The 14,980-nt window shown below is 28.5% G+C and carries 13 protein-coding genes; all 13 read right to left on the bottom strand.

Annotation, left to right across the window (positions count from 1 at the left end):
- Positions 1-13: 13 nt before the first annotated feature.
- On the bottom strand, positions 14-844 hold the full coding sequence (locus tag BTO18_RS01125; RefSeq protein WP_105014452.1) for a prohibitin family protein: 831 nt from the start codon (positions 842-844) through the stop codon (positions 14-16).
- A gap of 65 nt (positions 845-909) precedes the next feature.
- Positions 910-2,937, bottom strand: coding sequence for a VWA domain-containing protein (locus BTO18_RS01120; RefSeq protein WP_244905132.1), 2,028 nt, complete (start codon positions 2,935-2,937; stop codon positions 910-912).
- Between the two features lie 156 nt (positions 2,938-3,093).
- On the bottom strand, positions 3,094-3,300 hold the full coding sequence (locus BTO18_RS01115; protein ID WP_105014451.1) for a hypothetical protein: 207 nt from the start codon (positions 3,298-3,300) through the stop codon (positions 3,094-3,096).
- Positions 3,301-3,444: 144 nt separating this feature from the next.
- Positions 3,445-4,191, bottom strand: coding sequence for a 3-oxoacyl-[acyl-carrier-protein] reductase (gene fabG, locus BTO18_RS01110; RefSeq protein ID WP_105014450.1), 747 nt, complete (start codon positions 4,189-4,191; stop codon positions 3,445-3,447).
- 94 nt (positions 4,192-4,285) lie between these two features.
- A complete protein-coding gene (locus BTO18_RS01105) occupies positions 4,286-7,249 on the bottom strand; it encodes a M16 family metallopeptidase (protein ID WP_105014449.1) in 2,964 nt (987 codons plus the stop codon).
- Between the two features lie 101 nt (positions 7,250-7,350).
- Positions 7,351-8,223, bottom strand: coding sequence for a succinate--CoA ligase subunit alpha (gene sucD / locus BTO18_RS01100; RefSeq protein ID WP_105014448.1), 873 nt, complete (start codon positions 8,221-8,223; stop codon positions 7,351-7,353).
- 154 nt (positions 8,224-8,377) lie between these two features.
- The gene (locus BTO18_RS01095; protein WP_105014447.1) at positions 8,378-9,631 is read right to left on the bottom strand and encodes a PDDEXK-like family protein; all 1,254 of its coding nucleotides are present in this window, start codon (positions 9,629-9,631) and stop codon (positions 8,378-8,380) included.
- A gap of 5 nt (positions 9,632-9,636) precedes the next feature.
- Positions 9,637-10,554: a UDP-3-O-(3-hydroxymyristoyl)glucosamine N-acyltransferase gene (locus tag BTO18_RS01090; RefSeq protein ID WP_105014446.1), complete on the bottom strand. Its 918-nt coding sequence runs from the start codon at positions 10,552-10,554 to the stop codon at positions 9,637-9,639.
- On the bottom strand, positions 10,544-11,143 hold the full coding sequence (locus BTO18_RS01085; RefSeq protein WP_105014445.1) for a hypothetical protein: 600 nt from the start codon (positions 11,141-11,143) through the stop codon (positions 10,544-10,546). Before BTO18_RS01085 ends, BTO18_RS01090 begins: the two co-directional genes overlap by 11 nt.
- Before the next feature lie 12 nt (positions 11,144-11,155).
- On the bottom strand, positions 11,156-11,722 hold the full coding sequence (gene efp / locus BTO18_RS01080; protein ID WP_105014444.1) for an elongation factor P: 567 nt from the start codon (positions 11,720-11,722) through the stop codon (positions 11,156-11,158).
- Positions 11,723-11,731: 9 nt separating this feature from the next.
- Positions 11,732-12,517, bottom strand: a complete 786-nt coding sequence (lpxA, locus tag BTO18_RS01075) for an acyl-ACP--UDP-N-acetylglucosamine O-acyltransferase (RefSeq protein WP_105014443.1) — start codon at positions 12,515-12,517, stop codon at positions 11,732-11,734.
- Between the two features lie 3 nt (positions 12,518-12,520).
- Positions 12,521-13,912 (bottom strand): bifunctional UDP-3-O-[3-hydroxymyristoyl] N-acetylglucosamine deacetylase/3-hydroxyacyl-ACP dehydratase, encoded by a 1,392-nt coding sequence (locus BTO18_RS01070; protein WP_105014442.1) that lies wholly within the window; start codon positions 13,910-13,912, stop codon positions 12,521-12,523.
- Positions 13,909-14,946, bottom strand: coding sequence for a UDP-3-O-(3-hydroxymyristoyl)glucosamine N-acyltransferase (gene lpxD / locus BTO18_RS01065; RefSeq protein WP_105014441.1), 1,038 nt, complete (start codon positions 14,944-14,946; stop codon positions 13,909-13,911). Before lpxD ends, BTO18_RS01070 begins: the two co-directional genes overlap by 4 nt.
- Positions 14,947-14,980 lie beyond the last annotated feature (34 nt).

Genomic DNA, 14,980 nt, shown 5'->3' with positions numbered 1-14,980 from the left:
AAAAAATTTGTATCTATTGATTTCCTAAAATAATAGGCATTCCAGATTTACCAGAACCAATTAAAACAACTTTGCTATTTGGAGATTTAGACAACTCTAAAGTTGCTTCAATCCCTTTTTCTTGAAGAATTTTATCCGTTAAAGAAGCACTTAAAATTTTATTTGCAATCGCTTTACCTTCAGCATCAATCTTTTGTCTTTCTGCCTCTTTTTTTGCTTTTGCTAATCTAAACTCATATTCTAAAGATTCTTGCTCTTGCTTTAGTTTAGTTTCAATAGCTGTTCTAATTGTTGGGGGTAATTTAACATCTTCAACCAAAACCCTCTTCACTATTAAATACTGATCTTTTAAAACGGTTTGCACTTCGTCTAAAATTTCTTGTTCAATTACATCACGTTTACTAGAATACAATTGTTCTGGTGTATAACGTCCTACAACACTTCTAGCAGCAGCATTTATTGCTGGGTCTAATAATTCACGCTCATAATCCTCACCTTTTGTTTTAATCAATAAACCTAAATTTTCAAATTCTGGTTTATACCAAATGGTTCCGTTTACTTTTACTTCTAATCCGTTTACAGAAAGTACATTCATTTCATCAGATATCGATTGCTGACGTATTTTTCTTACAATCATCTTATTCCAAGGTGCAACAATATGAAAACCTTCTCCATAAGATTTATCGGTATTGATACCATCTCCTAACGTTTCAAAAATTACTCCACCTTCTCCAGGACCAATTGTAACTGTAGATTTTGAAAATAAAATAATTGCTGCAACTGCTATTATCACTAAAAAAACTCCTCCTTTTGGGAAGTTTAATTCCATTTGATTATTTGCCATTTCTATTAATTTTTAAATTTTAACAAATTTACGACTTCTATTTATGAAAACAATTAGACCAATTGTTATATTTTACCAAAATATTTTCTTGTAAACCACTCAATTGAAAACAATATTATCAGCGTAGCTAATATCCATTTCCAATTGATTAGGTTTTTCTCTTTTTTTATTGATTTTTGAATGGTGTAAAAATTAGGGTTTTCTAATAAATCTTTAATAAGTTTATCAATATCATTTTCATGATATAATTTTCCATTAGAATTTTCTGCTAATTTCTGTAGTTTGCTAAAGTTAGCATTCGTAAATTGATTTTCTACCTCAAATTCAGTGATTTTAAAACGTCCATACTTTTTTAATTTTTGCCCTAAAACACTAACTGTAAAAGAATAATCACCTGAATTTAAATTTTCTACTTCAACTTGGTAACTGTTGTTTACAAGAGAAAAAGGTAGTTTAACTTCTTCTTTAGTTTCATTATTTACTATTAAAATTTCTAAAGAAGCTCTAGTATCAAACTTATAATTCTCATCTGTATAAAACGCTGAAATACGAATAGAAGAATTAGAAGGATACAAATTTTCATAATTTACCTCTAATCGTTTTCTTTTTTTGTTTGATGCTAAATACTGTACTAAATTACCAATGAACTTGTCAAATTCTTGAAAAGAATTGGTATTTAAAAAGCTTGTTGATCTCCATTTCCAAATACCTTCTCCAAATAGAATAGCCCCTTTCTGATTATTTTCATTAAAAGTAGTTAACAAAGGTTGTTGAGTTGCTAAACCATTAATATTTTGGTATAATAAAGTTTGATTTGGTTTAGAAATTGTTACTTCTCCAAACTTGTCTTTTAAAGGTGGAAAATCATTAAAACTTATATCTTCTTGATAAAAAGGAAGGAATTTATCATTATAATTTGGAGCATAATTTTCTGGTTGATTGATTGCATTTTTTTTAATACCTAATTGCATTCTATTGATAAAATTCCAATCTGTTGCTACACCAGAAATTAGTAGATAATTAGTATTTTGTTCATTTAACTTTGATAAGAATTTACTAAATTTAGTATTAGGTTGATATAATATGATTAACTGATAATCTTTTAATTGCCCTTTAAAATCTTCTATTTTAAATACTTCTACTTTTCTTTGTTTGTTGCTCTCTATTGCTTTTTTTAAAGCCCCAATATCTGGATGCAAAATAGAACTTAACACCAATATTTTTGTTTGCTCATTGATAACTTCTACACTAAAATATTTGGTATTATTTTTTATATTTTTTTCATTATCAATTTTTGATATAGATGCTTTGTAATATTGCAACCCTTCTCTTGTTGATGTTAAATTTGTTAAAATAGTAACTGAATTATTTTCTTTTGAAAAAGTTATATTCTTTCTAAAAACTACTCGGTTATCTTTAGAAATTACAAACTGACTTCTAACACTTTCTTCTCCTTGATAATTTAGCAATACTTCTACTGGAAATTTATTTTTAATAAAACTGTATTTATTTGCATTCAGTTGCGTGATTTTTACATCAACATATTTTGTAGTGTCTCCAAAAACTATTGGATAAATTTGCTGTTTTGAGTTTATAAACTCATAATCTGTTCCAATAGTTTGATTACCATCTGTCAATACTAAAATGGGTGCAATTTTATTTTTTTGTAATTCATTAATACTAGTAATAGCGTTTGAAATATTGGTTTGCTTTTGAGTAAAAGTTAAGCTATCTAAAACTTGAGTTGAATTACCAAAAGTAAATTCATCAATATGAAACTTATCTTTTAATAGTCTATTATTCATCAGGCTATACCTAACACCTTTAATTGAATTAGTTTCATTAAAAAAAGAAATAGATTTAGAATCATCTATTAAAATAGATAGTTTTGGTTTACTGTTTTCAGTTTCTATTTGATTTATTTTAGGATTAATCAACAATAAAATCAATAAAAATAAACTGATGGTTTTTAATAAAAACAAGAAAAGTGTACTATTATTTTTAGACTTTACTTTATAATAATATTGAAAAAATGCTACTGAACTACTCAATAGCAAACTTAAAATGAGATATAAAATCAATGTTGAAGACAATACCAATAATTTATTGGAAAGATATAAATATCATTCATAACAGAAAAACCCATAACGTTAAAAATGTTATGGATTCTCTAACTTAATAATTCAAAAAAATAAGGGGTAATTAGGAGTTTTTAGGGGTTAATTAAGGGCTTTAACTTAAATTTATTTTTAGGGTATATAATAATACTTTAGATTATTTTTTATGTAACTTCCTAACATTCCTTTTTTATATAATCCATCTAGTTCTTTATACAATACAAGAATAATTGAAATATTTTTTACTCTTGTAAGAATCTGAAAACTAGTTAAATGCTCTTTTTTAAGAATATCTACTACTGATTTTTGTTTTTCTGTCAAGTTTACTATTTCCATCATTTTAAAAGTTAATTACGCTACAAATATATAACGCAACTTAATCTCTTTTTAGTGAAAAAAGGTAAATAAAAGGTCATTGTAGATGAACTACAATTAAGTGAAGATGAATGAAGTTTTGTAAATAACTCCTAATAAATTAATAGATTAAGTAAGCATACCACCATCAACAGATAGGGTTTGACCAGTAATATATGCACTCATATCTGATGCTAAAAATACACAAGCATTTGCAATATCCTCAGGTTTGCCTCCTCTTTTTAACGGAATAGAATCTCGCCAGCCTTGCACTATTTTTTCATCTAATTTATCTGTCATTTCAGTTTCTATAAAGCCAGGAGCAATAACATTACTTCTTACATTTCTTGAGCCTAATTCTAAAGCAACAGATTTAGAAAAACCAACAATACCAGCTTTTGAAGCTGCATAATTTGTTTGCCCAGCATTCCCTTTTAAACCAACAACAGAACTCATATTAATAATAGAGCCAGCTCTTTGTTTCATCATTGGTCTAATAACAGCTTTGGTTAAGTTAAAAACAGATTTTAAGTTTACTTCTATTACTTTATCAAAATCTGCTTCTGATATACGCATTAGTAGGTTATCTTTAGTAATACCTGCATTATTAACTAGAATATCTATAGCACCAAATTCTTTTTGAACTTCTTTAGCCAATTCTTGTGCAGCATCGAAATCTGCAGCATTAGATTGATAGCCTTTAGCAGAAACTCCAAATGCTTTCAACTCTTCTTCTAACGCGTTTGCTGCATCAACAGAAGAGCTATAAGTAAAAGCTACATTTGCACCTTGTTTTGCAAATTCTACTGCAATTCCTCTTCCAATACCTCTGGTTGCTCCTGTAATTATAGCTGATTTATTTTCTAGTAATTTCATTTCGTTTGATGTTTGATGATGCAAATATACTATAAAATAAAAATCCGTAAAGTATTTTTTACTTTACGGATTTTATACTTTAAGACATAAAAAATTAAGATTTTACCTTCTTCTTATCTACATAATTGAATAAATAATCTACCTCTAATTCTTTTATCTTTCCTAATTTTTTTAGAGATTTTACATCCAAATCTTTTTTATTACCAATTACCATTACATTATAACTTTCACCTTTAATATTATTATCAAAAAATTCTTTTAAATCTTCCATAGTCATATTTTTGATGGTATTGTACATTGCTTCTCTATTATCATTATCAATACCTAGTTTTTGTAATCTTTCATAAGACCAAAAAATATTAGATTTTGTAATTCTTTGTGCTGCTAACTTTTTTAATGTTGATTCTTTCGCTGCTTGAAACTGCTTGTCTGCTTCTGGCATATCATTCATTAACTCCATCATAGCATCTACAGCTTGTTCTAGTTTATTAGCTTGTGTACCCACATAAGCCATTACATAATTAGGAGAATCTTTTTTAGATGCACCTTGATAAGAAGCAAAAGCAGAATAAGCTAATGATTTAGATTCTCTAATTTCTTGAAATACAATTGATGATAATCCACTACCAAAATACGTATTAAATAACGTTGATGCAGCCATATTTTCTGGTTTAAAAGGATCTCCTTTTGCTAAAAACAACATTTCTGTTTGTACCATATCATAATCTGTAAAGAAAACATTACCACCAGTTTCTGTTTCTTTGTATTTTTTTGCTATAGGATATTCTTTTAAATCACCATAAATTTTATGCTTGCTGTTTAGAGCTGTAACTGCATTATCTACATCTTTTCCATAATAAAAAATACGCTGCTTATAATTTTTCATATCTTTTACTAACGCAACTAATTCTTCTGGATTAATGGCTTTTAATTCATCAATTTGCATGATATCTCTTAAAGGAGAATCTTCTCCATATTTACCATAGTTCATCAAGCCATTCCATAGAATATTTCCTTTTTGAGTTTTACCATCTTGACGCCCTTTGTAGATTTTCTCTACATATTTATCATAAGCGTCTTGATCAGCTTTTGCATTATCCCATAAATGTTCTAATAATTCTAAACCTTTTGGCAAGTTTTCTTTTAGTCCATTTAAACCAACATATGTTTTATCACTTGCAGTACTCACATAATAAGAAATTCCTAATTTGTAAAACTCTTTTTTTAGCTCTTCATTTGTGTATTTATCTGTACCTATATATTCTAAATAACCAGCAGCTAAAGACAATTTTTTATCATTATCACTGCCCATATCAAAAATAATGTTCATATCAAATAAATCATTTTTTTGATTTTCCACATACGAAACTTTAATGTCATTAGCAGTTTTAGTTTCCTTTATTGCTGTTTTATAATCTACAAATTGAGGTTTCAATTCATCAGATTTCATTTTATTGAACTCTTTAATATAGTCTGAACTTTTATCTCTATTTAAGTTTACTGGTGTAATACCAGGGTTTTCAACTTTTACGATATTTTTATCTTCACCTTTTCTTTTGTATGTAACTACATAATTTTCTCTATAGAAATCATTTGCAAAAGCAACTAATTCTTCTTTAGAAACCTTTTTTAAATCGTCTAAAAACCTTACTCTATTTGCCCAATTTTGTTGATAAATAAAAGCTTCAACGTATTTATCTGCCAAATCTCTATTATTTTCATATTGGCGAGTTTCACTTAATTTTAAATCGTTTACAACTGCATCAATCATCCATTCATCAAATTCTCCATTTTTTAGTTTAGTAACTTGTTCTAATAACAAATCTTTTACTTCATCTAAAGTTTGACCCGATTTTGGAGAACCTGTAAACGTGTGATAACCATAATCATTTAAAAAAGTTGGAGAACAACTTGCTCTTTGTACAACTTGCTTTTGGTTTAAGTTTAAATCTATTAATCCTGCATTTCCATTAGCCATAATCATATCAACCAATGTTACCATTTTTTCATCCTCTGTATTTACACCTCCAGATCTAAAAGCAATAGAAATATTTTCTGATGTAGGACCAAATACTTCATTAATAATAGGTTTAGTAATTGGTTCTTCTTTTGGTAAAGTAGGATGCGTTAATTCTTTCTTTTCAAATTTCCCAAAAGCGTCGTTTACTTTTTTGATTGTTGCTTCAAATTCTAAATCCCCAACTAAAACAATAGCCATATTATTTGGTACATAATATTTATCAAAATAATTATGAATATCTATCATTGAAGGATTTTTTAAATGCTCTCCTGTACCAATAGTTGTTTGCTGTCCATAAGGATGATTTGGAAATAAACCATCTAACATTGCTGCATAACGTTTTCTAAAATCGTTATCTTGCCCTCTGTTGAACTCTTCAAAAACAGCTTCTAATTCTGTATGAAATAGTCTTAAAACCAGTGTACTAAAACGTTCAGCTTCTAATGTAATCCATTTATTAAATTCGTTTGCTGGAATTTTATTGGTATATACAGTTTGCTCAAACCAAGTATATGCATTTGTGCCAGTCGCACCTAGAGAAGCTGTCATTTTATCATATTCATTTGCAATAGAATAGTTAGATGCTTCTAAAGAAACCTTATCGATTTCTTTATAAATAGCTTTCTTTTTTTCAACATCTTCTTCAGTTCTGTGCTGCTCATATAAATCAGATATTTTTTCTAAATATCCTTTTTCTTTTTCCCAATCTGCAGTTCCAACTTTGTGAGTTCCTTTAAACACCATATGTTCTAAATAGTGTGCTAATCCTGTAGATTCTTTTGGGTCGTAATTAGAACCTGCTCTTACAGCTATATATGTCTGTATTTTTGGTTCATCTTCATTCTTACTCAAATACACCTTTAAACCATTGTCTAAAGTGTATAAACGTAAGCCTGTAGGGTCATTTTCTACAGTTTCGTAAGTGATACCATTGGCATCTTTTTGAGAAGTAACTTTATATGACTTCTCTTTTTCTGTTTTGCAACTTATTGCAGTTACTAGTAATATACTAATTGCTAGTAGTTTAAATTTTTTCATAATGTTTGATTTACTTGAATTAAAAATCCATTGAATTTACAAATTCAACGGATTTTAATACGATTAATTGTTTAAAATTAACTTAATTTTATAATTAGTGTTTAATTTAAAACACTTGCTACCATTTCTCCGATTTTTGCTGGTGAACTAACTACGTGAACTCCGTTTGCAGCTAATATTTCCATTTTTGCTTGTGCAGTATCATCTGCTCCACCTACAATTGCTCCTGCATGTCCCATTGTTCTTCCAGCTGGTGCAGTTTGCCCAGCAATAAAGCCAACAACAGGTTTTCTATTTCCATCAGCTTTAATCCATTGTGCAGCTTCTGCTTCTAAATTACCACCTATTTCACCAATCATTACAATTGCTTCAGTTTCATCATCATTCATTAACATTTCTACAGCTTCTTTTGTAGTAGTTCCAATAATTGGATCTCCACCAATACCAATAGCAGTTGTAATACCAAAACCTTGTTTTACAACTTGATCTGCTGCTTCATACGTTAAAGTTCCTGATTTTGAAACAATCCCTACTTTCCCTTTTTTGAAAATAAAACCTGGCATAATACCAACTTTTGCTTCATCTGGAGTAATAACTCCTGGGCAGTTTGGACCAACTAATCTTGTATCTTTATCTGCAATGTAAGCTTTAACTTTAACCATATCTGCTGTAGGAATTCCTTCTGTAATACAAATGATTACTTTAATGCCTGCATCAGCAGATTCCATTATTGCATCTGCAGCAAATGCTGGTGGCACAAAAATTATTGAAGTATCTGCTCCTACTTTTTCAACAGCTTCAACAACTGTATTAAAGACTGGTTTCCCTAAATGTTCTTGGCCTCCTTTACCTGGAGTTACACCACCAACTACGTTGGTTCCATAATCAATCATTTGACCAGCATGAAAAGTACCTTCACTACCTGTAAATCCTTGTACAATAATTTTTGAATCTTTATTTACTAAAACGCTCATGGTTTGTTAATTTATCCCATTGTCCTTTGGACATTTCCCAAAGGGAAAATAAATGGAGTTATTTTTATTTTACTATGCAAAAATAGTTCTTTGATTACTTTTAGAAAAAAGTTATATCAATTTTATTTTTCTTTTAACAGTCTTTTTAGGCCTGCTAATTGTTCTCAATTTTATTTGAAATTTCTTTTATATTAGAACTTTCAGCTATATTAATCAATTTAAAGACTTTTTCTTTTAAATTTTCTTTAAAATTACCATGAATTATATTATTTAAATCATTTAAATAATCCCAATGCATAAAGCCCCAGTAATCAAAATGACAAGCCCAATAATCAGATTTATCTATATAAAGTCTAACTTCTAAAGAAGAAAATACTTCTTGAAATTTTTTATTCAAATCTGAATAATCGTACTTATTTTTATCTTCTTGATTATTAAAGTTAAACCCACCAATTAAACCTCTCATTTTATTTTTACTACCAAAAGTGAAATTAATATTTATATTTTTATTTTCTAAATATTTACTTCTTATATTAAATAAGTTTATCCATTCACCCTTTTTATTTAATAAATTTTCAAGGTTATAATTTATCTTATAATTTGGATTTTCAGACTTTAATTCTTCTAAAACAGGAACTAAATGATTATTTACAGCAGCTTTGTAAAATTCATCAATGAAATTATCTTTATTACTTAAAGTTAATAAAGCTTTATAATTTTCTCTATTTCTAATAAAAAGATTAGCAATTTCCTCATTCATAAAGCTGTTAATATTTTGATTTGTTAATTTTTTTATTAAATTTTTATATTGCTTGATAGTCTCCCTTAAAATTGGGTTTTCAACAGAAATTTCTTGACAACGATTTAACCATTTAATAATATTTTCTGAATAAGATATATTAATGTAATTATCAAAAGATTTATGATTATCACTATTATAACCATACAAAGTTAAAAATAATAATGTTCCACTTTCATTATAATTATAGTACCTTAACAATTGATTTTTTTGTTCTCTTGCATATATCTTATTTTCAATCATTATTTTTTTTCCATTACAATCAACAAGTAAAATATCAATTCTACCTCCAGTAGTTTCTGTAACATTCCCTATATAATGTTCTAAATAAATGCTATAATTTATGAAATCAAAGTCAATATTATTTAAGTCTAAAGTATTAAGAAAAGCTATCAAAAATTTATTTCCAAAATTATGATGACCATTTATATTTAAAAGTTCTCCAATAAATCTCGAATGAGTAGTTTCTTCATAGTGTTCAATACCTAAAACACTAAAAATATTAAAGTTTTCACCAAGAGCCTTTTCAACTTTATCGTAACTTCTTGATATTGTTTTGATTTGACTTAAAAGGTTCTGTATTGTCTTTTTCTCAACTATTTCAGACATTACATTTATTTTTCTTTTAACAATCTTTTTAAACCTGCTAATTGTTTTAATTTTTCTCTCGATTCTTCTATCGGAGTTCCGAAATACGATTTACCTCCAGGAACTGATTTTGTAACTCCTGTTTGCCCTAAAATAACTGCACCTTTTCCAATAGTAATTCCGCTGTTTGTGCCTACTTGACCCCAAATAGTTACTTCATCTTCAATAATTACACAACCTGCTATACCTGTTTGTGAAGCTATTAAACATTTTTTCCCAATTACAGTATCATGACCTACATGTACTTGATTGTCAATTTTTGTTCCTTCTTTAATGGTAGTATTACCTGTAACTCCTTTATCTATTGTACAAGATGCTCCTAAATCTACATTGTTTTCTAACACAACTCTACCTCCAGATACTAATTTATCAAAACCTGTTGGTCTATTTTTATAATAAAAAGCGTCTGCTCCTAAAACTGTATTTGCATGAATTGTAACATTATTTCCAATGACTGAATTGTCATAAATTGTTACATTGGGATGAATAATACAGTTTTTCCCAATAGTTACATGATTTCCAATAAAAACATTAGGTTGAATAATTGTACCTTCTCCAATAATTGCAGTGTCTGCAATACTTTCTTTTGATGAAATAAATGGGTTGAAATGTTTAGTAAGTTTGTTAAAATCTCGAAAAGGATCATCAGAAATTAATAATGATTTACCTTCTGGACAATCAACTTTTTTATTGATTAAAATTGTAGTTGCAGCAGAATTTAGTGCCTTATCATAATATTTTGGATGATCTACAAAAACAATATCTCCTTCTTCAACAACGTGAATTTCATTCATTCCTAAAACAGAGAATTCTTCACTACCTACAAACTCACAATTTATAATTTGAGCTATTTTGGCTAAAGTTTGTTGTTTTTTAAATTTCACTCTTTTTAAGCAGTTTAAAAGAATTTTGAATCATTTTAAAAGTATTTTTATACTTCTTATATCTATCATCCACAGTCCAAGACATTAGCATAAACATTTTATCATCACTTTCTACAAAACCTATTAAGTAAGAAACGTCTATGTTATCTTCTGTTGTTCCGTGAACTTCATATTGTTTTGATGAAAGGTTTTTAATCTTAAAAGTCAATTCTTTGACTTCTTTAGACTTCATGTTTTCTTGTATACTACTAATTTGAAAATTAGAATAATTTTCAACTGGCGAAAGAGAATCAATATAAATTTCTACATCTTTAAATGTTTTAATAAACTCCTCTTTGTCTTCATCTATAACAATTGTGTAAGTTTCTTTAAAAAGGTTCGCATATTCAAAAGAAGCATCGTCATTTAACGATTTCATCTCTTTCATATATTTTGGTATAGAAATAGTATAAGTATTGTTTACTTTGACCTCTTTTAAATCTTCTACTTTAATATCTTCTTTAGACAAAGAATCAACAGAATCAATAATTTTTCTACAAGAAAAAGTAGATACACAAATAAAAAAAAGAAAGAATAATTTACTTTTCATAGCAATACTTTATTACTCTTTTATTCTTTCTTGATACGCTTTTTTAGCAGTATCGATTTTTATTTTATCACCTTCATTTATAAATAAAGGTACATTTATGGTAGCACCTGTTTCTACAGTTGCTGGTTTTGTAGCATTAGTTGCTGTATTACCTTTAACACCTGGCTCTGTATGTGTTATCTCTAAAATAACACTGGCAGGCATTTCTACTGATAAAGGCATACTATCTTCAGAATTAATGATTATGGTTACAACTTCTCCTTCTTTCATTAATTCTGGGGTATCTAAAGCAGCTTCTAGTAAACGAATTTGTGAGTAATCCTGTTCATTCATAAAATGATAAAACTCACCATCGTTATATAAATATTGAAATTTATGTGTTTCTACACGTACATCATCTAATTTTCTCCCTGAAGGAAAAGTATTATCTACCACTTTTCCGTTAGTTACACTTTTTAGTTTTGTTCTAACAAATGCTGGTCCTTTACCGGGTTTTACATGTAAAAATTCAATTATTTTATAAATATCATTATTATATCTAATACATAATCCGTTTCTAATATCTGATGTTGTAGCCATTTACTTATTTTAATTTGCTTTATAATATCCTTTCATTATTCCTCTGTGTGAATCTTTTATAAATTGAATAATTTCATCACGCTCTGGAGTTGCCTCCATTTCTGCTTCTATAATATCTATTGCTTGAGTATTGTTATAATTTCTTTGAAATAGAATTCTATAAATATCTTGAATTTCTCTAATTTTTTCAGTTGTGTAACCTCTTCTACGTAATCCAACAGAATTAATACCTACATAAGATAAAGGTTCTCTTGCTGATTTAACATAAGGTGGTACATCTTTTCTTACCAAAGAACCACCAGTTACAAAAGCATGATTACCAACTGAAGCAAATTGATGTACAGCAACCATACCTGCTAAAACAACATTATTACCAATAGTAACATGACCAGCTAAAGTGGTATTATTTGAGAAAATACAATTATTACCAACCAAACAATCATGTGCAACATGACAGTAAGCCATGATTAGACAATCGTCTCCGATAACAGTCTTCATTCTGTCTTTTGTACCTCTATTAATGGTAACACATTCTCTTATAGTAACATTATCACCAATTTCTACAGTAGTTTCTTCATCATCAAACTTTAAGTCTTGTGGAATCGCTGAAATAACAGATCCTGGAAAAATTCTACAGTTTTTACCAATTCTTGCACCTTCCATTATAGTTACATTAGATCCTATCCATGTTCCTGAACCTATCTTAACATTATTATGTATTGTAGTAAATGGTTCTATAACTACATTTCTTGCAATTTTTGCTTGTGGATGTACATAAGCTAAAGGCTGATTCATAATTTATTTTTTTCTTGCTATTTGTGCCATTAATTCAGCTTCAGCGACTAGTTTTCCATTAGCATAGGCATAAGCTTGCATATGACAAATTCCTCTTCTAATTGGTGTTATCAATTCATTTTTAAAGGTTAATGTATCTCCTGGTAACACTTTTTGTTTAAACTTAACATTATCCATTTTCATAAAATAGGTTAAGTAATTTTCTGGATCTGGAACAGTACTTAATACTAAAATACCTCCACATTGTGCCATTGCTTCTACTTGCAATACTCCTGGCATTACTGGTGCTCCTGGAAAATGTCCCACAAAAAAACTTTCGTTCATGGTTACATTTTTCATACCTACAACGTGCTTATCAGAAAGCTCAAGAATACGATCTACTAATAAAAACGGTGGTCTATGAGGTAAAATATCCATAATACCATGAATATCCATTAATGGAGGTTTATTCAAATCGTAAGTTGGAATCTTGTTTCTTTTTTCTATTTTGATAAGTTTTGCAAGTTTTTTTGCAAATTGAGTATTTACTAAATGGCCTGGTTTATTAGCAATAACTTTACCTCTAATTCTTGTACCTACTAAAGCCAAATCACCAATAACATCTAGTAATTTATGACGTGCAGCCTCATTTGCCCAATGTAATTCTAGGTTGTCTAAAATTCCATTTGGTTTTACTTTAATATCATCTTTCTTAAAGGCTGTTTTTAATTTTTCCATTGTACTTGCTGATAATTCTTTATCAACATATACAATAGCATTATTTAAATCTCCACCTTTTATTAAATCATTTTCTAATAACATTTCAATTTCGTGTAAGAAACTAAAAGTTCTTGCAGCTGCAATTTCTTGTTTGAAATCAGAAATATGATTTAAAGTTGCATTTTGAGTACCTAAAATTTTAGTTCCAAAATCTACCATTGTTGTTATTTGATATTCATCTGAAGGCATTAAAATAATTTCACTACCAGTAATATCGTCTTTATAACTAATAATTTCTTTTACAACGTACTCTTCTATTTCAGCATCTTGCTCTTCTATTCCTGCTTTTTCTAAAGCTTCAATAAAATATTTTGATGAACCATCCATAATTGGTGGCTCTGAAGCATCAATTTCTATTAATAAATTATCAATATCTAAACCTACAGCAGCAGCTAATACATGTTCTGAAGTTTGAATTTGAACTCCATTTTTTTCTAAATTAGTTCCTCTTTGTGTAGTTACTACATATTCTGCTTTTGCTTCAATTGTTGGTGCACCTTCTAAATCTATTCTGCTAAAAGCAAAACCATGATTTACTGGAGCAGGCTTTAATGTCATTGAAACAGTATTACCAGTGTGTAACCCTACACCTGATAATGTAATTTCTTTTTGTATTGTTTTTTGTTTTTTACTCATATCTTTTGATTTTGAGTATCGTATTTTTTTTCTAATTTGTTAAGTGTTGATGCCATTTTGGGTAAATTTCTAAAATGAACATAACTTTTAAAATAATCTGAATAATTAAATGCTGGTGTACCTTGCACAACAGATCCATCTTTTAAGTTTTTTGAAATTCCGGATTGAGCTTGAATTTTTAAATTATTACCTATGTTCAAATGTCCTGCAATACCAACTTGACCACCGATCACACAATTTTCGCCAACTTTAGTAGAGCCTGCAATACCTGTTTGAGCTGCAATAACAGTATTTTTTCCTACTTCTACATTGTGAGCAATTTGAATCTGATTGTCTAATTTTACACCTTGCCTAATTATTGTAGAACCTAGTGTAGCTCTGTCAATAGTAGAGCCAGAACCTATATCTACATTATCTTCTATGACTACATTACCAATTTGAGGTATCGCTTTGTAAACACCTTCTTCATTTGGAGCATAACCAAAACCATCAGAACCAATTGTACAACCTGAATGTATTTTACAATTACTACCTATTTGAGTTTCTGAATAGATTTTGACACCTGCAAAAAGTGTACAATTATCTCCTATTACAGTATTATCACCTATAAAACAATTTGGGTAAATTTTAACATTGTTACCTATTGTAACGTTATCTCCTATGTAAGAAAAAGCACCAATATATTCGTTTTTACCAATTTTTGCTGATGATGCTATATGATGTGGTTGCTCTCTACCACTTTTATTATTTTTTACTTCATTGTAAAATTCTAGTAATTTTGAGAATGCTTTATAAGCATTATCTACCTTTATAAGAGTTGTAGAAATTTCTTTTTCTGGTTGAAATGATTTGTCTACAATAGCAATAGAGGCGTTTGTTGTGTATAAATAAGGATTATATTTAGGATTGGATAAAAACGTTAAAGACCCTTTTTCTCCATCCTCTATTTTAGATAATTTAGATACCTCTTCATTTGGATTTCCTTCTACATCGCCTTCTAATATATCTGCTATTTGTTGTGCTGTAAACTTCATTAACCGCAAAAGTATAAAAATTATAGGTATTTGG

Origin of the sequence: Polaribacter porphyrae, from assembly GCF_002954685.1 — a bacterium.
Lineage (GTDB): Bacteria > Bacteroidota > Bacteroidia > Flavobacteriales > Flavobacteriaceae > Polaribacter > Polaribacter porphyrae.
This window is presented reverse-complemented; position numbering and strand designations above follow the sequence as displayed.

Coding starts and splice junctions, on each gene's coding strand:
- fabG (WP_105014450.1), bottom strand. CDS start 4,191: ATGAAATTACTAGAAAATAAATCAGCTATAATTACAGGAGCAACCAGA.
- BTO18_RS01085 (WP_105014445.1), bottom strand. CDS start 11,143: ATGAAAAGTAAATTATTCTTTCTTTTTTTTATTTGTGTATCTACTTTT.
- BTO18_RS01125 (WP_105014452.1), bottom strand. CDS start 844: ATGGCAAATAATCAAATGGAATTAAACTTCCCAAAAGGAGGAGTTTTT.
- sucD (WP_105014448.1), bottom strand. CDS start 8,223: ATGAGCGTTTTAGTAAATAAAGATTCAAAAATTATTGTACAAGGATTT.
- BTO18_RS01105 (WP_105014449.1), bottom strand. CDS start 7,249: ATGAAAAAATTTAAACTACTAGCAATTAGTATATTACTAGTAACTGCA.
- lpxD (WP_105014441.1), bottom strand. CDS start 14,946: ATGAAGTTTACAGCACAACAAATAGCAGATATATTAGAAGGCGATGTA.
- BTO18_RS01070 (WP_105014442.1), bottom strand. CDS start 13,912: ATGAGTAAAAAACAAAAAACAATACAAAAAGAAATTACATTATCAGGT.
- BTO18_RS01115 (WP_105014451.1), bottom strand. CDS start 3,300: ATGATGGAAATAGTAAACTTGACAGAAAAACAAAAATCAGTAGTAGAT.
- BTO18_RS01095 (WP_105014447.1), bottom strand. CDS start 9,631: ATGTCTGAAATAGTTGAGAAAAAGACAATACAGAACCTTTTAAGTCAA.
- lpxA (WP_105014443.1), bottom strand. CDS start 12,517: ATGAATCAGCCTTTAGCTTATGTACATCCACAAGCAAAAATTGCAAGA.
- efp (WP_105014444.1), bottom strand. CDS start 11,722: ATGGCTACAACATCAGATATTAGAAACGGATTATGTATTAGATATAAT.